The 18,636-nt window shown below is 68.2% G+C and carries 20 protein-coding genes; 9 read left to right on the top strand and 11 right to left on the bottom strand.

Features of this window, described 5'->3' with window-relative positions:
- Window positions 1–65 precede the first annotated feature (65 nt).
- The 3 genes from ACODSM_RS01640 (at window position 66) to ACODSM_RS01630 (ending at window position 3,409) form a co-directional block, all read left to right on the top strand.
- Window positions 66–740, top strand: a complete 675-nt coding sequence (locus tag ACODSM_RS01640) for a response regulator (protein WP_015016303.1) — start codon at window positions 66–68, stop codon at window positions 738–740.
- Between the two features lie 80 nt (window positions 741–820).
- On the top strand, window positions 821–2,272 hold the full coding sequence (locus ACODSM_RS01635; protein WP_015016304.1) for a sensor histidine kinase: 1,452 nt from the start codon (window positions 821–823) through the stop codon (window positions 2,270–2,272).
- Between the two features lie 132 nt (window positions 2,273–2,404).
- Window positions 2,405–3,409: an MBL fold metallo-hydrolase gene (locus ACODSM_RS01630; protein WP_488804127.1), complete on the top strand. Its 1,005-nt coding sequence runs from the start codon at window positions 2,405–2,407 to the stop codon at window positions 3,407–3,409.
- Between the two features lie 31 nt (window positions 3,410–3,440).
- Here ACODSM_RS01630 and ACODSM_RS01625 read toward each other — a convergent pair whose 3' ends face one another.
- The 4 genes from ACODSM_RS01625 to ACODSM_RS01610 are packed head-to-tail and all read right to left on the bottom strand — an operon-like array spanning window position 3,441 to window position 6,431.
- The gene (locus ACODSM_RS01625; RefSeq protein ID WP_488804126.1) at window positions 3,441–4,184 is read right to left on the bottom strand and encodes a DUF6882 domain-containing protein; all 744 of its coding nucleotides are present in this window, start codon (window positions 4,182–4,184) and stop codon (window positions 3,441–3,443) included.
- A gap of 24 nt (window positions 4,185–4,208) precedes the next feature.
- Window positions 4,209–4,937, bottom strand: a complete 729-nt coding sequence (locus ACODSM_RS01620) for an SPOR domain-containing protein (RefSeq protein ID WP_488804125.1) — start codon at window positions 4,935–4,937, stop codon at window positions 4,209–4,211.
- A gap of 46 nt (window positions 4,938–4,983) precedes the next feature.
- Entirely contained in the window at window positions 4,984–5,844 is an 861-nt protein-coding gene (locus tag ACODSM_RS01615) for a biotin--[acetyl-CoA-carboxylase] ligase (RefSeq protein WP_488804124.1), read from the bottom strand.
- A complete protein-coding gene (locus ACODSM_RS01610; RefSeq protein ID WP_488804123.1) occupies window positions 5,841–6,431 on the bottom strand; it encodes an SET domain-containing protein in 591 nt (196 codons plus the stop codon). The genes ACODSM_RS01615 and ACODSM_RS01610 overlap by 4 nt, the downstream gene beginning before the upstream one ends.
- Before the next feature lie 119 nt (window positions 6,432–6,550).
- Here ACODSM_RS01610 and ACODSM_RS01605 point away from each other — a divergent pair, with 119 nt between their 5' ends.
- The 4 genes from ACODSM_RS01605 (at window position 6,551) to ACODSM_RS01590 (ending at window position 10,508) form a co-directional block, all read left to right on the top strand.
- Window positions 6,551–9,469 (top strand): DNA topoisomerase III, encoded by a 2,919-nt coding sequence (locus tag ACODSM_RS01605; protein ID WP_488804122.1) that lies wholly within the window; start codon window positions 6,551–6,553, stop codon window positions 9,467–9,469.
- The gene (locus tag ACODSM_RS01600) at window positions 9,469–9,687 is read left to right on the top strand and encodes a hypothetical protein (protein WP_488804121.1); all 219 of its coding nucleotides are present in this window, start codon (window positions 9,469–9,471) and stop codon (window positions 9,685–9,687) included. Before ACODSM_RS01605 ends, ACODSM_RS01600 begins: the two co-directional genes overlap by 1 nt.
- Before the next feature lie 32 nt (window positions 9,688–9,719).
- A complete protein-coding gene (locus ACODSM_RS01595; protein ID WP_488804120.1) occupies window positions 9,720–10,064 on the top strand; it encodes a DUF4124 domain-containing protein in 345 nt (114 codons plus the stop codon).
- A gap of 120 nt (window positions 10,065–10,184) precedes the next feature.
- Complete coding sequence (locus ACODSM_RS01590; protein ID WP_015016313.1) at window positions 10,185–10,508, top strand: DUF2834 domain-containing protein; 324 nt, start codon at window positions 10,185–10,187, stop codon at window positions 10,506–10,508.
- Here ACODSM_RS01590 and ACODSM_RS01585 read toward each other — a convergent pair.
- Window positions 10,484–11,317, bottom strand: a complete 834-nt coding sequence (locus ACODSM_RS01585; RefSeq protein WP_488804119.1) for a helix-turn-helix domain-containing protein — start codon at window positions 11,315–11,317, stop codon at window positions 10,484–10,486. The genes ACODSM_RS01590 and ACODSM_RS01585 overlap by 25 nt on opposite strands.
- 131 nt (window positions 11,318–11,448) lie before the next feature.
- Between ACODSM_RS01585 and ACODSM_RS01580 the strand changes: the two genes are divergently transcribed.
- Window positions 11,449–12,204 carry a tyrosine-protein phosphatase gene (locus tag ACODSM_RS01580; protein WP_488804118.1) on the top strand — a complete coding sequence of 252 codons (756 nt, stop codon included), beginning with the start codon at window positions 11,449–11,451 and terminating at the stop codon, window positions 12,202–12,204.
- Between the two features lie 36 nt (window positions 12,205–12,240).
- Here ACODSM_RS01580 and ACODSM_RS01575 read toward each other — a convergent pair whose 3' ends face one another.
- Together ACODSM_RS01575 and ACODSM_RS01570 are read right to left on the bottom strand one after the other, a co-directional pair.
- On the bottom strand, window positions 12,241–13,569 hold the full coding sequence (locus tag ACODSM_RS01575; RefSeq protein ID WP_488804117.1) for an MFS transporter: 1,329 nt from the start codon (window positions 13,567–13,569) through the stop codon (window positions 12,241–12,243).
- Between the two features lie 131 nt (window positions 13,570–13,700).
- Window positions 13,701–14,297 (bottom strand): flavin reductase family protein, encoded by a 597-nt coding sequence (locus tag ACODSM_RS01570; RefSeq protein ID WP_488804116.1) that lies wholly within the window; start codon window positions 14,295–14,297, stop codon window positions 13,701–13,703.
- 325 nt (window positions 14,298–14,622) lie between these two features.
- Between ACODSM_RS01570 and ACODSM_RS01565 the strand changes: the two genes are divergently transcribed.
- A complete protein-coding gene (locus ACODSM_RS01565) occupies window positions 14,623–15,006 on the top strand; it encodes a VOC family protein (protein WP_015016318.1) in 384 nt (127 codons plus the stop codon).
- Here the strand turns inward: ACODSM_RS01565 and ACODSM_RS01560 are convergent, their stop codons facing one another.
- The 4 genes from ACODSM_RS01560 to ACODSM_RS01545 form a co-directional block, all read right to left on the bottom strand.
- Window positions 15,007–15,618, bottom strand: a complete 612-nt coding sequence (locus ACODSM_RS01560) for a hypothetical protein (protein WP_488804115.1) — start codon at window positions 15,616–15,618, stop codon at window positions 15,007–15,009. It abuts the gene before it with no gap.
- Between the two features lie 25 nt (window positions 15,619–15,643).
- Complete coding sequence (locus ACODSM_RS01555) at window positions 15,644–16,465, bottom strand: DUF899 domain-containing protein (RefSeq protein ID WP_488804114.1); 822 nt, start codon at window positions 16,463–16,465, stop codon at window positions 15,644–15,646.
- 175 nt (window positions 16,466–16,640) lie between these two features.
- A complete protein-coding gene (locus ACODSM_RS01550; RefSeq protein ID WP_488804113.1) occupies window positions 16,641–17,333 on the bottom strand; it encodes a Vgb family protein in 693 nt (230 codons plus the stop codon).
- A 43-nt stretch (window positions 17,334–17,376) separates the two neighbouring features.
- Window positions 17,377–18,636, bottom strand: coding sequence for a helix-turn-helix domain-containing protein (locus ACODSM_RS01545; RefSeq protein ID WP_488804112.1), 1,260 nt, complete (start codon window positions 18,634–18,636; stop codon window positions 17,377–17,379).

The raw sequence follows: 18,636 nt of genomic DNA, 5'->3' as shown, positions 1-18,636 counted from the left end.
GGCGCCGCCTAAAATCGACGCACAGGCGCGGCGCCAGACCGCTGCCACCCACCAGGAGACACCGCATGCGCATCCTCATTGCCGAAGACGACCAGGTGCTGGCCGATGGCCTGCTGCGCACGCTGCGAGCCTCGGGCGCCGTGGTGGACCATGTCGCCAGCGGCAGCGAGGCCGACGCGGCGCTCATGACCAACAACGAGTTCGACCTGCTCATCCTGGACCTGGGCCTGCCCAAGATGCATGGGCTGGAGGTTCTGAAAAAGCTGCGCGGCCGGGGCTCCGCCCTGCCGGTGCTCATCCTCACCGCTGCCGACAGCGTGGAAGAGCGCGTGAAGGGCCTGGACTTTGGCGCCGACGACTACATGGCCAAGCCCTTCAGCCTGCAAGAGCTGGAAGCCCGCGTGCGCGCCCTCACGCGCCGGGGCATGGGCGGCACCAGCAGCGCCATCAAGCACGGCCCGCTGGTGTACGACCAGGCCGGCCGCGTGGCCACCATCGACGGCAAGATGATCGAACTTTCCGCCCGCGAGCTGGGCCTGCTGGAGGTGCTGCTGCAACGCGCCGGCCGCCTGGTGAGCAAGGAGCAGCTGGTGGAGCGCCTGTGCGAGTGGGGCGAAGAAGTGAGCAACAACGCCATCGAGGTCTACATCCACCGCCTGCGCAAGAAGATCGAGGGCGGGCCCATCCGCATCGCCACCGTGCGCGGCCTGGGCTACTGCCTTGAGAAGATCCCCAGTTAACTATCAAAACGATAGCTGCTCGTGCATATGAATCCAGCGCTATCGGGTGTTTTGGCTTCTAAACTGCCTCGGCGGGCGCTGTGAAGATCTTCCAGCGCGAGCAGCGCTCCCTGTTCGGCGAAATCCTCGACTGGATGCTCACGCCGCTGCTGCTGCTGTGGCCCGTGAGCCTGGCGCTGACGTGGCTGGTGGCGCAGGGCCTGGCCAACAAGCCGTTTGACCGCGCGCTGGAGTACAACGCCCACGCACTCGCCCAACTGGTGAGCGTGGTGGGCGACAAGGCCCAGTTCAACCTGCCCCAGCCCGCCAGCGAGATCCTGCGGGCCGACGACTCCGACATCGTGTACTACCAGGTCATCGGCCCGGGCGGCGAGTTCCTCTCGGGCGAGCGCGAGCTGCCCGAGCCCCCGAGCGACGAAGTGCCCCTGTCCGGCGAGGTGCGGCTGCGCGATGCCGAGATGCGCGGCATCGACATCCGCGTGGCCTACATCTGGGTGCGCCTGCCGCTCAAAGACACACCGGTGGCGCTGGTCCAGGTGGCCGAGACGCGCGAAAAACGCAGCGTGCTGGCCACCGAAATCATCAAGGGCGTGATGCTGCCGCAGTTCGTCATCCTGCCGCTGGCGGTGCTGCTGGTCTGGCTGGCGCTGGCGCGGGGCATCCAGCCGCTCAACCAGCTGGAGCAGCGCATCCGCGCGCGCAACCCCGACGACCTCTCGCCGCTGGACGACCGCACCGTGCCGCTCGAAGTGGCGCCACTGGTGTCGTCCGTCAACGACCTGCTCACCCGCCTGAACGATTCGCTGGCCACGCAAAAGCGCTTTCTGGCCGATGCCGCGCACCAGCTCAAGACCCCGCTGGCGGGCCTGCGCATGCAGGCCGACCTGGCCCAGCGCGAAGGCACCAGCACCGAAGAACTCAAGCGCTCGCTGCAGCAGATCGGGCGCTCCAGCATCCGCGCCACGCACACCGTCAACCAGCTGCTGGCCCTGGCGCGGGCCGAAGGCAGCGGTGTGGGCATTGCCCGCCAGCCCTGCGACCTGGCACGCCTGGTGATCGAGGTGGTGCGCGACTCGGTGCCCCGCGCGCTCGACAAGCACATCGACCTGGGCTACGACGGCGCCGAGCCGGGATCGCCGGGCGTGCTGATCGACGGCAACCCCACGCTGCTCAAGGAGCTGGTGCGCAACCTGGTGGACAACGCCATCAACTACACCCCCTCCACGCCCGACAAGCCCGGCGTGGTCACCGCCCGCGTGCTGGCCGACACCTTCGGCCATGTGCTGCTGCTGCAGGTCGAGGACTCCGGCCCCGGCGTGCCCGAGGCCGAGCGCGAGCTGGTGTTCCAGCCGTTCTACCGCGCCCTGGGCAGCGAGGCCGACGGCTCCGGCCTGGGCCTGCCCATCGTGCTGGAGATCGCCAGCAAGCACGATGCCGAGGTCACGCTCGAAGACGCGCGTCCTGGCCAGACCCCGCCCGGTGCACGCTTCAGCGTGCGGTTTGCGGCGCGGGACGTGGTGGCGGGCAGCTGACCCTGTGGCAGAAGACAAGGCCACCACGCCGCAGGGTTGATGCGCCGGCAGCCCGCCACAGCACCGGGCATCCGGCATCATGCGGCCTCGTCGCTTGGCCCGATCTTTTTGCACGGACGCAGCCCCCCCACCATGACCTCACCGCCCCGCCGCTTTGCCAACACGCACCCTGCCGTGGTGATCGGCAACTTCCCCTGGTACGAAATGGTCTGGCGCTCGCTGCGCGGCGATTTCAAGCCGCGCAACGAACCGGCGGGTGGCTACGAGGCCTTTGCCCGGCAATGGACGCAGCCGGTGGACCCTGCGCGCCTGGCGCAGCGCCAGCAGGCACCCGTGATCACCTGGCTGGGCCATGTCTCCATGCTGCTGCAGGTGGCGGGGCTCAACGTGCTGATTGACCCCACGCTGTGCGATTTTGCGGGCCCCCTGGGCCGCTTTGGCGCCCCGCGCCGTGTGCCCGCGCCCCTGGCGCCCGAGGACCTGCCGCACATCGACGTGGTCCTGATCTCGCACAACCACTACGACCACCTGTGCTACGGCACCTTGCGCCGCCTGCGCGACGCGGGCCAGTCGCCCCGCTTTGTGGTGCCGCTGGGGCTTGCCGACTGGTTCACGCAGCGGGGCATGGGCCCCGTCACCGCGCTGAACTGGTGGGAGCACGCCGACATCGCCCCCGGCGTGCGCGTGGTGTTCACGCCGTCGCAGCACTGGAGCCGCCGCACCCCGTGGGATACGAATGCCTCGCTGTGGGGTGGGTACCTGCTGGAATGGGCGCGCCCGCAGGCGGCGGCGCCCTGGCGTTTTCTGTTCCCGGGCGACACGGGCTACAGCGACAACTTCAAGGCCATCCGCCAGCGCCTGGGGCCGGTGGATTTTCTGGCCCTGCCCATCGGTGCCTACCTGCCCCGCGACTTCATGAAGCCCATGCACGTGAACCCGGAAGACGCCGTGCAGCTGATGCTGGATGTGGAGGCCAGGCAAGCCATGGGCGTGCACTGGGGCACGTTCATGCTGACGCAGGAGGCCTTCGACCACCCGCCGCGCGACCTGGCCACCGCACTGGCGCAGCGGGGCCTGCCGCTGGACCGCGTCTGGCTCCTGCGGCAGGGCGAGACGCGCGCCATCCCGTTGCCATAACGCTGCACCCGGGTGGGCACAGCAACCGTGCTCACGCCACGCGCTGCACCGACATCAGGGCCATGTACAAAAAGCCCCGCTCCATCGGCACGCGGTACACCCCCTGGGCGCCCAGCACCTGCGCGGCCACGCCCGACAGCTCCCAGCCATCGATGGCATCGCCCTTCCACAGCGGCACCGTGAGGTGCAGAAAGCCCTGGGCCTCGCCAAACTCCCGCACGGCCGCGATGCGCGACACCACCGGGGCTTCGTTGTGGAAATTGGCCCAGGCCCACAACCAGGTGCCACTGACCTCCGACACCGATCCGATGAACTCGATGTCGGCCACCACCCGGGGCACGCCACCGGCCGAAAAGGTCAAAGTGCCGGCGGACTGGTCGTAATCCCAGCGCTCAAAGCTGGCGATGCCGTAGTCCTGCTCCAGCGCGCGCTGCTTGTCCCGCAGCGCGTGGTGGCCCTGCGTCACCGCCTCGATCCAGGCGGCTTGGGTGTCGCCGTCCAGCGCCTCCACACTGCGCGCCATGGCGTCCTGGTAGCAGTGGTGGCACAGGATCTGAAGGTCCAGGCATTGCGTGTTGTGCTCGGTCCACTCACCCCCATGCCGCATCAGCTCGGCGTTGCAGCTGGCGCACCATGCGTCCGGGTAGGGGGTGTCTGGCGAGGGTGCATCGCAAAACCAGCGCTGCACCGGGTGGCGGCACAGGTGGCCGCACACGAAGGTGGGTGCGGCGTCGCCGTGCTCGCCGCACTGGATGGACGTTGGCTCTTCATCCATGGTGGCAATGTGCAAAAGGGGACGTCAGCCGCAGGCACGCAGCGTCTTGCCCGCCATGGCCGTGCGCAGCACATCCAGCTGGGCACGCAAGGCGTCGTTCACGGCAGGCAGGCGCAGCGTGAAGCCGGGGGCTTCGGCACGCTCCTGGATCACGCGGGCGGTGCGCACGCCCTTGGTGCCCAGGTTGGTCAGCTCGCGCTCGGCCGCCTCCTTGGAGGCAAAGCGGCCCAGCGACAGGCCCAGCTCGAGCGTGCCCCCGGCGCGGTCATGGTCCACCTTGCGGGCGCGCAGCTCGGCGCGTTTGCGGTCCAGGGTTTCGATGTCGTCAAACCGCCCCATGTAGACCATCCAGCGGCCTGGGATGGGCGTGGGCTCCAGCGTCCAGCTGCCGGCGGGCAACCCGGCAGCCGCTGTGCGCAGCGCCTCGGCCTGGCGGTCGTCAAACACGCCGGCCTGCAGGCACTCCGCAGAGTCTGCGGGGGCCGAGGCGGCCGGTGTGGTGGGGGAGTCGTTGGCGGCGGTGGCCTGGGAGGGGGAAGTGGGGGTGGACGTGGAACCAGGAGGGGCAGCGGAGGAGGTCTTGCTGGGGTTGACCTTCAGGATCTGCAGCGTTTCGGGCCGGATCTGCTGGTTCATGCGCTGGGGTTCCGACTGCTCCTGCGGCGCGTAGCCCAACGGGCGCAGCAGGCCCTGTGACCACGCGTAATAGCCCGCGTTGGCCAGGAGCAGCACGATCACGGCAAGACGGAGCATGGGGCACGGCCTTTCAAGAACACTCGCATCGGAAGGAAAAGCGGGCTCACACCGGTGGCACCGCTGTCGGCCGCACGCTGATTTCGGAGCTGGTGATGGCCTGCATTCCACCCGCCGTGTGCACCAGCAGCGCCCCGTCATCACCCACGCCATGCGCGGTGCCCGTGTGGCCGTCGCTCAGCGTCACGGCGCGGCCCTGCAGCACATCGCGCGCCGCAAAGCGGGGCTGCATGGGCGCAAAGCCATAGCCCGCAAACGACTGCAGCATGGCCACCAGCGGCGGCACGATGCGTTGCAGCGCGGTGGGCGCGTCCAGGCCCGGCTCCACCTCCTGCAGGCTGCCGGGGGGCATGCTCATGCCCTCGGGGCTGCGGGGCAGCACGTTGATGCCGATGCCCACCACCACATAGCGCGCGGTGCTGGCCGGGGCTTGCGTCGCCGCCACCTGGGGCGCCACAAAACTCGCGGTCTCCACCAGAATGCCGCCCAGCTTGCGGTCGCCCGCCGCACCGCCCAGCCAGAGGTCGTTGGGCCACTTGAGTCCCACGCGAGCGGGCTGGTTCGCACCCAGCGGCGGCAGCACGGGCTGCAGGCTCTCGGCCACACTCACCCCCACGGCGAGCGACAGGCCAGACCAATCCTTGGGTGCCAGCGGCAAGCCCAAGGACATCATCAGAGAAGCCCCCACATCGCTTTGCCATACCCGCCCCAGTCGCCCACGCCCTGCGGTCTGCTGCTCAGCCACCAACAGGGTGGGCTCGCACTGGCCGTTGCGCGCACGGCGCATCAGCTCGGTGTTGGTGGAGTCGATGGTGGGCAGCACCTCCACCGTAAAGCCCGGCAGCAGCGGGGACACCGCCTCCCAGATGGCCTCGGCGGGCCAGCGGATCGGGGATGTGGCGCTCACTGGCTGCGGCCTCGCGGCTTGGCTGTCCGGGGAGCCTTGGCGGCCTTCTTGGGCTTGGCAGAAGACGGCTTGGACGGTGGCAGCGGCACCGGTGGTGCCCAGCCGCGCTTGGGCGCGAGCAGCGTGCCCCGGCAGTTGGGGCTGCCGCACCAGCAGGGGTATTCGGCCTTGAGCTTGGGGGTGTAGCGCTCTTCGATGATCAGGCCGTAGTCGTAGTTCAGCTCTTCGCCCGCCTTGATGTTGCGCAGCGCGGTGATGAAAATGCGGCCGTCCCGCTCGTCGGCATAGCAGTTGGGGTTGCAGCTGTGGTTGATCCAGCGCGACGAATTGCCGCCGAACTTTGCATCGATCACATGGTCTTCATCCACATGGAAGTAGAACGTGTGGTTGGGCTGCAAGGGGTCGTGCGGGTGCCGGTCCTGCGCTTCCTGCCAGCCGATCACTTCACCCGTGTATTCGACAAGGACTTCGCCCTCTGCAATATCCTGCACGGCAAAAACGCCCTTGCCGTGCACGCCCGAACGCCGGGTCTGGATGCGACGCCCCTGCGCAGGGGTCGGGGTTGCAGGCGGTGCGGTGCGGGGCATGGCAAAAACTCTGTTAACTTGAATATGCACACATGCGCGTGCGCGTGTACGCGTGAGGCAACGGATTGTAGAAGCGACCGGCCGGATGCCGGACAGCCAGACTGGCGAGAAACCAAAAAATGACCAAGACCCTGGTAATTGCAGAAAAACCCTCGGTGGCGCAAGACATCGTGCGCGCACTGACCCCCGTGGCGGGCAAGTTCGAGAAGCACGAAGACCACTTCGAGAACGACCGCTATGTCGTCACCAGCGCCGTGGGCCACCTGGTGGAGATCCAGGCCCCCGAGCAATTCGATGTGAAACGCGGCAAGTGGAGCTTTGCGCACCTGCCCGTGATCCCGCCGTACTTTGACCTCAAGCCCGTGGACAAGACCAAGAGCCGCCTGAACGCGGTGGTCAAGCAGGCCAAGCGCAAGGACGTGACCGAACTCATCAACGCCTGTGACGCGGGCCGTGAGGGGGAGCTGATCTTCCGCCTGATCGAGCAGTACGCCGGGGGCAGCAAACCGCTGGGCAAACCCGTCAAGCGCCTGTGGTTGCAGTCCATGACGCCCCAGGCCATCCGCGACGGCTTTGATGCGCTGCGCAGCGAGCAGCAGATGGCAGGCCTCGCCAGTGCGGCCCGCAGCCGCTCCGAGGCCGACTGGCTGGTCGGCATCAACGGCACGCGCGCCATGACGGCGTTCAACTCGCGCGACGGTGGTTTTTTCTTGACCACCGTGGGCCGGGTGCAGACGCCCACGCTGTCGCTGGTGGTGGAGCGCGAAGAAAAGATCCGCAAGTTCATCAGCCGCGACTACTGGGAAATCCACGCCACCTTCGGCGCCCAGGCCGGTGAATACCCCGCCAAGTGGTTCGACCCCAAGTGGAAAAAAGGCGAGGACGTCGAAGCCCGCGCCGACCGCGTATGGTCGGCCGCCGAAGCCCAAGCCATTGCCAACGCCGTGCGCGGCAAGCAGGCCACCGTCACCGAAGAGAGCAAGCCCACCACCCAGGCATCGCCCCTGCTGTTCGACCTGACCAGCCTGCAGCGCGAGGCCAACGGCAAGTTCGGCTTCAGTGCCAAGACCACGCTGGCGCTGGCGCAAAGCCTGTACGAGCGTCACAAGGCCCTGACCTACCCACGTACCGACTCGCGGGCGCTGCCGGAAGACTATTTGCCAGTCGCCAAGCAGACTTTCGAGATGCTGGCCGACAGCGGCATGCGGCATCTCGCGCCCCACGCGCTCACTGCGCTGAACAACAACTACATCCGCCCGTCTAAGCGCATCTTTGACAACAGCAAGGTCAGCGATCACTTTGCGATCATCCCCACCACGCAAGCCCCATCGGGCCTGAGCGAGGCCGAGCAAAAGCTGTACGACCTGGTCGTGCGCCGCTTCATGGCCGTGTTCTTCCCCAGCGCTGAATACACCGTCACCACCCGCATCAGCACCGTGCCCCCCCACAGCTTCAAGACCGAAGGCAAGGTGCTGGTCAAGCCGGGCTGGCTGGCCATCTATGGCAAGGAAGCGGCCGACGAAGTGGAAGGCGGCAAGGACGGCGACAAGGGCCAGAACCTGGTGCCGGTGAAGCCCGGCGAAAGCGTCAACACGCTGGCCGTGGACCCCAAGGGCCTCAAGACCAAGCCCCCAGCCCGCTACTCCGAAGCCACGCTGCTCGGTGCCATGGAAAGCGCGGGCAAGCAGATTGACGACGATGAGCTGCGCGAAGCCATGCAGGAAAAGGGCCTGGGCACGCCGGCCACCCGCGCGGCCATCATCGAAGGCTTGCTGACTGAAAAGTACATGCTGCGCGAAGGCCGCGAGATCATCCCCACGGCCAAGGCGTTCCAGTTGATGACGCTGCTGCGCGGGCTGGAGGTGGAAGAACTCTGCCGCGCCGAACTCACGGGCGAGTGGGAGTACAAGCTCTCGCAGATGGAAAAGGGCCAGCTCAGCCGCGAAGCCTTCATGCAAGAGATTGCCGCCATGACCGAGCGCATGGTGAAGAAGGCCAAGGAATACGACCGCGACACCATCCCCGGCGACTACGCCACGCTGCAATCTCCCTGCCCCAACTGCGGCGGCGTGGTGAAGGAGAACTACCGCAGGTACGCCTGCGTGGGCAAGGCGGGCGGTGAAGGCTGCGGGTTCAGCTTTGGCAAGTCGCCCGCCGGCCGCACCTTTGAAACGGCCGAGGCCGAGCAGCTACTGCGCGACAAGAAGATCGGCCCGCTGGAGGGCTTCCGCTCCAAGGCGGGCTGGCCGTTCACGTCCGAAATCGTCATCAAGTACGACGACGAGGCGCACAACTACAAGCTCGAATTCGACTTTGGCGATGACAAGAACGCCGAGGAATCCGGCGAGCTGGTGGAGTTTGAAGACGCCTCGCTGGGTGCCTGCCCCATCTGCGGATCGGAAGTGCACGAGCATGGCAGCAACTATGTGTGCAGCAAGGCCGTGCCCACTGCCGCGCAGCCCACGCCCAGCTGCACCTTCAAGAGCGGCAAGATCATCCTGCAGCAGCCCGTGGAACGCGAGCAGATGCACAAGCTGCTGGAGACCGGCAAGACCGACCTGCTTGACAAGTTCGTGAGCATGCGCACGCGCCGCAACTTCAAGGCCCACCTGGCGTGGGACAAGGAGGCGGGCAAGGTCAACTTTGAATTTGCGCCCAGCAAGTTCCCGCCCCGTAAACCTGCCGCCGGCGCCGCTACCAAAACAGGAGCTGCTACCGCAGGCAGGGCAAGCACTGCAGCCAAAAAAGCTCCTGCAAAGAAGGCCGCAGCCAAAACCACCGCCGCCAAAGCGCCGCGCAAGGCCGCCGCAGGCAAGGCCCCCAGCGCCGCCCTGGCCGCCGTGATTGGCAACGAGCCGGTGGCCCGCCCCGAGGCCGTCAAGAAGATGTGGGAATACATCAAGGCCCACAACCTGCAGGACCCCAAGGACAAGCGCACCATCGTTGCCGACGACAAGCTGCGCGCCGTGTTCGGCAAGGACAGCGCAGGCATGTTCGAGCTGGCCGGCATTCTGGGCAACCACCTGGGCGGCGAATGATGCAGGCGCTGAACAGGGCACCTACCGCGTCGATGGCGGGCAGCGTCTGCCGCAGCGCGCTGGTGGCCCTCGCGGTTGCCGCTGCGCTGGGCGGGTGCACCACCACAGGCTCCGCACGCTCCAGCGACCCGGCCAGCCAGCAGCAGCCCCAGGGCGCGAGCGGCGTGACCGTGTTTGGCGACATCGACGTGAACGTGACGCGCGAGCGCACACGCTGACAAGCCTTCGCAGGCGCTCTCACCGCATCCGTATGCGCAGCCGCACTGAACGCACCGTCCTCACCGCCATCGCGGTCGTGGTGATTGCGGCCGCCGCCGCTGCGTGGTGGACGCGCGATGCCTGGCTGCCGCAGGCAGGGCCATGGTCCGAACAGGTGTGGAAAAAGATCACCCGCCCGGGCCCCGAAACCCTGCCGCCTGACAAGCGGCCCGCCCAGGCGCAGACCGCACGCAACGGCGCCTCCACACCCGCTGCGCCGCAACCGCGCAAGTGTGTGAAAGACGGCCGCACGACCTACACCGACCAGCCCTGCCCCAAGGGCACGCAAGAGCTGCCGGTGGATGGCGCGGTGACCTCGCTCCCCAGCGCGCAATAGTTTCACGGCGGGCGCCTGCGGGCATGTCGCTTTTTTCCTAGCTCTCCACAGGGCGCTGGGATTCAATCAGTGCATTGATCACCTTCCAAGGCCTTTCTCTGTGAGAGGTCGACCGCAACGATGCACGACCACCGGTACCTTCGCACCTTTTTTCTTCTGCTGGCTCTTGTCGGCCTCGCCGTCCCCTGGTATTTCAATGCGGTGTATTTCCTGGCGGGGGGCAGCGTGATGCCAGGCGTTTTCTGGCGCGATGCCTTTGCCAACCCGCTGACCACGGCCATCACCCTGGATGTGTACCTGGCGGCTGGGGCCTTCACCGCCTGGGTTGCCGCAGACCGAGCCCTGGGCGCGTGGCGCTGGGCCTGCATCGCCGCCTGCTGGGGCCTGGGCCTGGCGTTCGCCATGCCGCTGTACTTGGCTCAGCGCCTGCGGGCAGATTCCTGATCGCTTTGGGGGTGTGCCAGCGCCTGCTGCGCCTGCACACCCACCTTCAAGGGCCATTGCGCACTGACAGGGGTGCGCGCTCCTTGCACCAAAGCCTGCAACGGATGGCCCGCCAGCCTGCGCACATCGCGCCCCATGTGCGACTGGTCGTAATAGCCTTCGTCGGCCGCTAGCTCTGCCACTGAAACAGCACTGCCTGGCGTGTCAAGCGCATGCCCCAGCGCGCTGTTCATGCGCGCAATCACCTCAAATTGCTTGGGCGCCATGCCCCAGTGCGCCACAAAGCGCCGTTCGAATTGCCGCTGGCCCAGGCCCATGCGATGGCCCATCGCAGCCAGCAAGGCCAGCCCCTGCAGCCGTCGCGATTCACAGGGCGACGGCGGTGCAAAGTTTTGCCGGACAAACTGGCACAGCACCTCCAGCCGCGCGCCATCATCCGCCGCGCCCCTCACAGCGCATTCGACTTCGGCCCACCTCGGGCCTGCCAACTCCGCCATGGGGCGCATAGTGTTGACCTGCCCGAGCGCGGCGGCAAACAGCGCCGCCGCGGCCCCGGGTTGCAGCACCAGCCCCACTGCTTGCACAGGCCCGCCGTGCTCGTACACGGTGGGCGTGGTGCTGGCGCTGATCCATGCCGAAGGTGGCACCAGCGCGCCCCGGCAATGCACCTGCCCCGCCAACCGCACCACCAGCATGCTCGACACCATCGCCGGGAAATGCGACTGCGCCAGCGTCGCAGGGGTATCAACCACCACCGCAGCCATCAGCCACGGTTGCAGATCAGGGGGAACGGGCACGAAACGCTGCATGGCCAGATTCTGCACACTGCGACAGCCAGTGGCCGAACCAGCCACCCGTGCGACATGTGCCTGACGCACCGCCGGTCTATCCTTGGTGGCTCAGCACCCCACCCACCCATCGCATCTCCGTACCACGCACCATGCAGCAAGCGCACACTCCCACCCGATCCCTCCCTCTCGCAGGCGCCACCAACTTCCGTGACCTCGGCGGCTATGTGGGGCATGGTGGGCAGGCCGTGAAATGGCGTCGCATCTTCCGCTCCGACCACCTGGCGGGCCTGACGCCCGAAGACCAGGCCCTGCTGGCCAACCTGGGTGTGGCCCGCGCGGTGGACTTTCGGGGCCAGGCCGAAAGTGCCGCGTATGCCTACTCGCTGCCCGGCGTGGCCTACCACCCGCTGCACATTGAGCCCACGGTGGTACAGCGCGCGCTGGAACTGCAACGCACCGGCCGCCAGCTCACCGCCCAAGACGCCGTGGGCCTGATGCAGGACACCTACCGGGGCTTTGTGCACGACAACGCCCGGCGTTTTGCCGAACTTTTCCGCCTGCTGCTGGCCAGCGATACGCCCACCGTTTTCCACTGCACGGCGGGCAAGGACCGCACCGGCTTTGCCGCTGCCCTCATCCTGCTGACGCTGGGCGTACCGCGCGATGTGGTCATGCACGACTACCTGCTCACCAACGCGCTGTACCAGCGCCCGCCCGGCATGGGCAGCCACGCGCCGGAAGAAGTGCTGCGCGTGCTGTGGCGCGTGCAAGAAGAGTTTCTGGACGCCGCCCTGCACATGGTGGACAACGACTTTGGCGGGCTGCAGGCGTATCTGGTGGACGTGCTGGGCGTGGACGCTGCCGCGCAGAAAGAACTGGCAGGGCGGTACCTGCAGACGGCCTAAATCGCTGATGGTGCCCGCTGGCGGCGCCTGCCCGGCTTACCCCGCGCTGTGCTGCGGCCGCACTGTCACAGCGCGCTGTTGGCGCACGCGCCAAAACAGCCAGCCCACGATCGACAAGTTCAGCAGGTTCCACGCCATGCCGTTCAAAAACGCTGCGCGGTAGCTGCCCGTCAGGTCGAAGATCCAGCCCGACATCCATCCCCCCAGCGCCATACCGATCAGCGTGGCCATGATCACTGCGCCCACGCGCGCACCGGCCTCCTGCGGGGCAAAGTACTCGCGAATGATGATGGCGTAGGCGGGCACGATGCCGCCTTGGAACAGCCCGAACATGGCCGAGATGACATACAGCGGCACCAGCCCGTCAAACGGCAGAAACAGCGCCAGCCCCACGCCCTGCAATGCCGAGCCCAGCAGCAGCGTGCGCACGCCGCCAATGCGGTCGCAGATCACGCCCGACACCAGGCGGCTGACGATGCCGCACGCCAGCATCAGGGACAGCATCTCGGCCCCACGCGCCGCGCCAAAGCCCAGGTCGGTGCAGTACGCCACGATGTGCACCTGTGGCATCGCCATGGCCACGCAGCAGGCCACACCCGCCACACACAGCAACAGCTGCGCATGCAATGGGCGCAGGCCAAACGGGCGGCTGCGGTCAAGCGACAGCGCTGTAGGCGCCACACCGGCTGCCGCACCTTGCGCCGATGCGGCCGGTGCAGGGGCTGCATCCATCTGCACCATGGGCGCGTGCTGGCGCATGCGCAGTGCCAGCAGCAGCATGCCCACACCACACACGATGCCCAGCAGCACATAGGTGTGGCGCCAGCCGATCAGCTCGATGCCGTGCTGCACGATGGGCGGCCACAGCGCGCCCGCAATGTAGTTGCCGCTGGCGCAGATCGCCACCGCAATGCCGCGCCGCTTGTTCCACCACAGCGCGGTGTCGGCCATCAGCGGCGCAAACGTGGCCGAGCTACCAATCAGCCCCATCAGTCCGTGCGCCAGCCCAAACCCCCAGATGCTGCCCGACAGCCCAGCCCACACAAACCCGCCACACACGGCCACCGCGCCCACGCACAGCACCGGCATCAGCCCATGCCGGTCGGCCATGCGCCCGGTCCAGATGCCGCCCAGCCCCAGGCACACCATCATCAGCGTGTAGGGCAGCGACGCATCCGCACGGCCCACGCCAAACTCGGCCTGCACGGCGGGCAGCACCACCGACACCACATACATGCTGCTGTTGCCCAGCACCACCAGGCCGAGCGTGGTCAGCAGGCGCCAGGCGGCCTGGCGGGAGTCGATGAGGGAGGCAGGTGCCGCTGCGCTAGCGGCGGCGGTTATGGCTGAGGAGGGGTGGGGCATCGAAGCAATTTACCCGAACCCGTGTCCGCCTTGGCACGACACAAGCTTGTGCACACGGGCACCGTTCTGCGCCGACCCCACGGGTTGCCGGGCACCCGGCCGGGCCTGGAACAAGCAGAGGACGCCGGACCTCACACCCGCACCGACGCCCCCGTCGCATAAAACTGCCCACCCGCCACGTAGTGCAGCGTGCGAAGCTCATCCGACGCGGTGTCGAACTCCCAGTGCCCGTTACGGAACACACGGTCGTCGGCCCAGGCGGCCACCACTTCGCCGATGAAAAGGTCGTAGGCCTTCTGGTTGTGCGGCTCGGGGACCACGCGGCACAGCAGCCAGGCGGCGCAGCCTTGCACCAGAGGGGGCGTGGTCTGAGCGGGCTGGCCCGGTGCTTCAAAGAACGCCACGCCATGGCGCTGCAGCTTGTCGGGCGTGGTCTTGGCGGTGTCGGTGCCCAGGGCGACGGTGAGCGCGGCCTGCGGCACGGTGGGCAGCTGCAGGGCAAACAACCGGCTGGCCTCCACCAGCTGGCGCGTGCGCGTGGCCTTGTCGAGCACCACGGTCACCTTAGGTGGCGCAAAGTCCAGTGCGCAGGCCCACGATGCGGCCATGACGTTGTGCTGGCCTGCGTGGGTGGCCGACACCAGCACGACGGGGCCGTGGTTGAGCAAGCGGTAGGCCTTGTCGAGGGGCACCGGGGTGAAGTGGGGCGGGGAGGCAGTGGGCAGCATGGGTGTGATGGCTTGTTCAAAGGGCGATACGAGGGGGATGGGGTGGAGCGCGGAAGCTTTTGGCGCTGCGGATGATTGCTATAAATTAAATAGCTATTTAGGCATGTTGTACTAGCGCTATAGCTCATTTTTGCCTCAAAACGGCTTCCATGCAGCCTGTGTGGACGCCCGGGGGCCACAGAGGCTGCCGCCAAAAGGCGCCCCAGCCAGAGTGCCGCACAGGGGCTTGTGGCACGCCCCTGTGACGGCGATAGCCACCCGCTAACATGCCACCGCCAACCGTTGGCCACAACCCGCCCCTTGAGGGGCTTACAGGAGACGATGAATGTTCAGTCATGTGATGGTCGGTGTGAACGACCTGGAGCGGTCCAAGAAGTTTTATGACGCGCTGCTGGGCACGCTGGGTGTGCCGCCCGGAGTGGCCAACAAGAACCGCTACTTCTATCGCGGACCCACCGGTACCTTTGGCATCACCACCCCCATCAACGGCGAGCCCGCCACCTTTGCCAACGGCGGCACCATCGGTTTTGCCATGCAGTCGCCTGAGCAGGCCGACGCCTTTCATGCCGCCGGCGTGGCCAACGGCGGCGTTACCTGCGAAGACCCACCCGGCTGGCGCGAAGGCCCCGGCGGCAAGCTGTACCTGGCGTACCTGCGCGACCCGGACGGCAACAAGATCTGCGCACTGCATCGCCCGGCCAAGGCCTGATCAGCGAGCAGGGTCGCCACTGCAACGCCGGTGGCGCTGCAGCCAGCGCTGGGCGGCCTGCACAGCTTGGCAGGCCGCAGCGGCCATGGCCCCGGTGACGGCCAGCATGGCCAGGATGTGAACACCCAGCGCGATCAGCGCCAGCAGCAAGGGGGTGGAGAGCCCGCCACCCGCTGGAGCCGTCCCACCGGCTGCACCATCGCCCCCGCACAGCGGTGCCAGCGCAGGCACCAGCGCCAGCCCGGCACCGTGCACCGTGGCCACCCCAAAGGACCAGACTGCCATGCCCATGGGCCCGGCGGGCTTGCGCAGGCGATGCCACACCGCCGCCGGCCAATGCACGCGAGCGAGCACCACCAACCCACCCAGGCCGCCCGCTACCGCCAGCAGCGCGTAGGGAGACAACGATAGTCCCCACACCGCCGCAGCCGCCGTCAATGCCACGGCCGCCAGGTGCCCGCAGGCCATGGGCAGGAGTGCGCGCAGCGGCATGCTGCGGTCGTTGGCGTGCAGGCTGCAGGCGGTGGCCAGCCCCCAGCCCGTGAGCGGGTTGAGCCCGTGCAGCGCCCCTATGGCGGCGATGGCCAGCCAGGACCAGAGGGTGGCGTCCATGGTCGCGGTCTCAACCGTGTGTGGTTCAGCCCCGTGCGGCGCAGCACCCACCCGGCGCCGTGTGGGCCGGTGAAGGCTGGGGCGTCTGTGCGGCTGGCGCCGCCACAGACCCAGCCTGTGGCTGGGAAGGCGCATACCGGTCGTGGTGGCGCACCCAGTCCATGGGGTAGGCGGGGTTGGTCTCGTGGCGGCCTCGGGGCGTGAGGTCCAGCAGCTGGTAGGTGCCCATCATGGCCTCCACGCCGCGCCCGAAGGTGGAATAGGCGTGGAACACATCGCCCGCATCGTTGCGCACAAACACGCTGATGCCCGGCGCCTCATCGGCAGGAAAGGGCCGCATGCCGTAGTTGTAGAACACCTCGCCGTTGCCGCGTGCGCGCTGCTCGGGCGTGAAGCTCACGGCAAAGTCGTGGTTGAAGTCGCTGCCATGCGACGACGCCCAGCGGAACTGCCAGCCCATGCGCTGGCGAAAGCGCTCGATCTCGTCCAGCGGCGCACGCGACACGGCGAGCACCGATACATCGCGGTGCTGCAGGTGCAGCTCCATGCCTCCCATGTGGTCGGCCATGAAGGAACAGCTAGGGCAGCCTTGCTCCCACCCTGGGCCGAGCATGAAGTGCTGCACCAGCAGTTGGCTGCGGCCATCGAACAGGTCGGCCAGGGCGCGCGGGCCCTTTAGCGTATCCAGTGCGTAGTGCTTGTCCACCCGGGTCCAGGGCAGTGCGCGACGCTGCGCGGCGACCTCGTTATGCAGACGGGTCAGGGCCTTCTCGCGGGCCAGCAGTGCATGGCGCTGGGCCAGCCATTGGTCGGCAGAAACCACGGGGTGGGGGGTGGGTGCGTTCATCGGGGTGCTCCTGGTAGGTAGTGGATGACGTTGCGGGATGGGATGGAGGAGTGCATGGGGAGGGAGGCGCCGACAGGCGCACCGCTCCCCGGCCTGCGGCATTGCCTGATGCGCGCAGGGCCTGTGGTGGCAAAGGTGGTGGTGGGTGCGGCGGTGCGCCGCGTCACTCAGGGGGTCAGAGCCGGGCCGCCTTGGGCCGGCGCACGGCGCGGACCTTGCCGCTGCCGCCGCCCCCGCAGTAGAAGAGGTCGGCGCCGTCGGATTCGAGTCCGCTCACGCCCACGCCTGGCGGCATGTCGAGCTGCTGCAGCACGGCACCGCTGGCAGGGTCGATGTGGCGCAGCGTGCTTTCGTCACCCTCCCAGGTGCCGTGCCAAATTTCGCCGTCCACCCAGGTCACGCCGGTCACGAAGCGGTCGGACTCGATGGTGCGCCGGATGGCGCCCGTGGCGGGGTCGATCTGGTGGATCTTGCGGTCGCGGTACTGACCCACCCACAGGCTGCCTTCGGCCCAAGTAAGGCCCGAGTCGTTGCCGTTGCCCGGGGCAGGGATGGAGGCCACCACCTGGCCGGTGGAGGGGTCGATCTTGTCGATGCGCGCCTCGGTGATCTGGTACAGGTGTTTGCCGTCAAACGCGGTGCCGGCATCGCTGGCCACGGGCAGCGTGCGCCGGGTCTCGCCCGTAGCGGCATCAAAGGCCACCAGGTGCGCCCCCGTGGCCGCCCAGACATGCTGGCCGTCGTGCGTGACGCCATGCACGCTGTCTGCACCCGCAAAGGGGCCGTATTCGCGCACGATCTCGGCGGGTTGTGAGGGGTGACTGCGGCCGGTGGCGAGTGTCGGGTCGTTGTGGGTGCATGCGGTCATCGTTGGCTCCTGTGGGGTGGCCCGGTGGGGCTTGGCGTCCACTTTAGGCAATTGGCAGCGCAGCGGGGAGTAACAAGATCGTCGTGAATCCGGACAGCGGCGGCGCCAGCCAGCGCTGCGCACGGGCGCGGCCGATGGAGCGCACACGGCCTTGTGATTCCAGCTCGGCAAGCGCGCGCTGCACGGTGCGCTGGCTTGCGTCCACAGCCAGCGCCAGCGCCGATGTGGACCAGGCCGCCCCGTCCGATAGCAAGGCGAGCAACGCCGCCTGCTCGCCATCGATGGGCGGCGCCAGCACCACCACCGGCCGCGCATCCAGGGGCTGCAGCGCAAAGCCGCGCGCCGTGGCCTCGATGCGCGCCAGCGGCCGCAGGAGCGCGCGCAGGCGCCCCACCTCCACCCGCAGTCGCGCGCGGTGGGTGTCGTCCGGGTGGCGGGTACGAAAGGCCTGGGCAATCAAGGCCTCACGCTCTGCATCGCCGGGCCAGGCCTGCGCCAGCGCGCGGGCGAGGGCAAACAGGATGGGTCGGCGTGCCAGTGGTTGCCAGACGGCAGCGGCGTCTGGGGCAGATGGGGCCGCGCCCACCCCCACACAGCGCCGGCACGCATCCACCACCAGCGCGCCAGACGCCAGCAGGTCGGCCACCTCTGACAGGCGCAGCGGTTGGTCCACCCCGGCCCCCACGCGGCGCGCTGCGGGCTGGTCCAGCACCGCGCGCGCCTGGGCCACCTCGGCCAGCAGGGCCGGTACGCGGGCTTGCAGGGCGGCCTCGTGCGCGCGGTCCAGGGCCGCGCTGGCGGCGGGCATGTGCAGCGAGCGCAGCGCCAGCTCGGCCAGGGCCAGGTCGGTCATGGCCCGCAGGGCGGGGGGCAGGTTGCCCGCTGCAGGGGCGGTCGCCAGGGCGTCCATGGCTGCAGCGGCGTCGTCCAGGCGGCCGAGACGCAGCAGCCGCCGCGCCGCAATCAGCCGCGCCTGCGCGGCGTTGGCGGTGTCGCCATGGGCTTGCAGCGTGTTGGCAGCCTCCAGCAGTGGGCGGGGTGCACCGCCTAAGTCGCGCATGGCCAGCGCCACCTCGGCCTCGGCCACCACGCAGCGGGCGCGCGCCTGGGCTTCGTGGGCGCCAAAGGCGCGCGCAGCCTGCCGCAGCAGGTCGCGCGCACGGGGGTGTTCGCCCAGCTGGGCCATGGCAATGCCGCGCAGGGCCAGCGCGGGCGGGTCATCGCGCAGGGCCACGCGTTGCAGCGCGGTGAGAGCGTCACCTGCGGCCAGTGCGCGGGCAGCGGCGGCAATCATGGAATCCAT

Source organism: Acidovorax sp. FG42 (genome assembly GCF_057809195.1).
The sequence above is the reverse complement of the archived record's forward strand: the minus strand, read 5'-3'. Positions and strand labels throughout refer to the sequence as shown.

Bases quoted from the DNA above. Each gene is read 5' to 3' on its own strand.
- ACODSM_RS01640 (WP_015016303.1), top strand. From the start codon at position 66: ATGCGCATCCTCATTGCCGAAGACGACCAGGTGCTGGCCGATGGCCTG.
- ACODSM_RS01630 (WP_488804127.1), top strand. From the start codon at position 2,405: ATGACCTCACCGCCCCGCCGCTTTGCCAACACGCACCCTGCCGTGGTG.
- ACODSM_RS01625 (WP_488804126.1), bottom strand. From the start codon at position 4,184: ATGGATGAAGAGCCAACGTCCATCCAGTGCGGCGAGCACGGCGACGCC.
- ACODSM_RS01620 (WP_488804125.1), bottom strand. From the start codon at position 4,937: ATGCTCCGTCTTGCCGTGATCGTGCTGCTCCTGGCCAACGCGGGCTAT.
- ACODSM_RS01610 (WP_488804123.1), bottom strand. From the start codon at position 6,431: ATGCCCCGCACCGCACCGCCTGCAACCCCGACCCCTGCGCAGGGGCGT.
- ACODSM_RS01605 (WP_488804122.1), top strand. From the start codon at position 6,551: ATGACCAAGACCCTGGTAATTGCAGAAAAACCCTCGGTGGCGCAAGAC.
- ACODSM_RS01600 (WP_488804121.1), top strand. From the start codon at position 9,469: ATGCAGGCGCTGAACAGGGCACCTACCGCGTCGATGGCGGGCAGCGTC.
- ACODSM_RS01595 (WP_488804120.1), top strand. From the start codon at position 9,720: ATGCGCAGCCGCACTGAACGCACCGTCCTCACCGCCATCGCGGTCGTG.
- ACODSM_RS01590 (WP_015016313.1), top strand. From the start codon at position 10,185: ATGCACGACCACCGGTACCTTCGCACCTTTTTTCTTCTGCTGGCTCTT.
- ACODSM_RS01585 (WP_488804119.1), bottom strand. From the start codon at position 11,317: ATGCAGCGTTTCGTGCCCGTTCCCCCTGATCTGCAACCGTGGCTGATG.
- ACODSM_RS01580 (WP_488804118.1), top strand. From the start codon at position 11,449: ATGCAGCAAGCGCACACTCCCACCCGATCCCTCCCTCTCGCAGGCGCC.
- ACODSM_RS01575 (WP_488804117.1), bottom strand. From the start codon at position 13,569: ATGCCCCACCCCTCCTCAGCCATAACCGCCGCCGCTAGCGCAGCGGCA.
- ACODSM_RS01570 (WP_488804116.1), bottom strand. From the start codon at position 14,297: ATGCTGCCCACTGCCTCCCCGCCCCACTTCACCCCGGTGCCCCTCGAC.
- ACODSM_RS01565 (WP_015016318.1), top strand. From the start codon at position 14,623: ATGTTCAGTCATGTGATGGTCGGTGTGAACGACCTGGAGCGGTCCAAG.
- ACODSM_RS01560 (WP_488804115.1), bottom strand. From the start codon at position 15,618: ATGGACGCCACCCTCTGGTCCTGGCTGGCCATCGCCGCCATAGGGGCG.
- ACODSM_RS01555 (WP_488804114.1), bottom strand. From the start codon at position 16,465: ATGAACGCACCCACCCCCCACCCCGTGGTTTCTGCCGACCAATGGCTG.
- ACODSM_RS01550 (WP_488804113.1), bottom strand. From the start codon at position 17,333: ATGACCGCATGCACCCACAACGACCCGACACTCGCCACCGGCCGCAGT.
- ACODSM_RS01545 (WP_488804112.1), bottom strand. From the start codon at position 18,636: ATGGATTCCATGATTGCCGCCGCTGCCCGCGCACTGGCCGCAGGTGAC.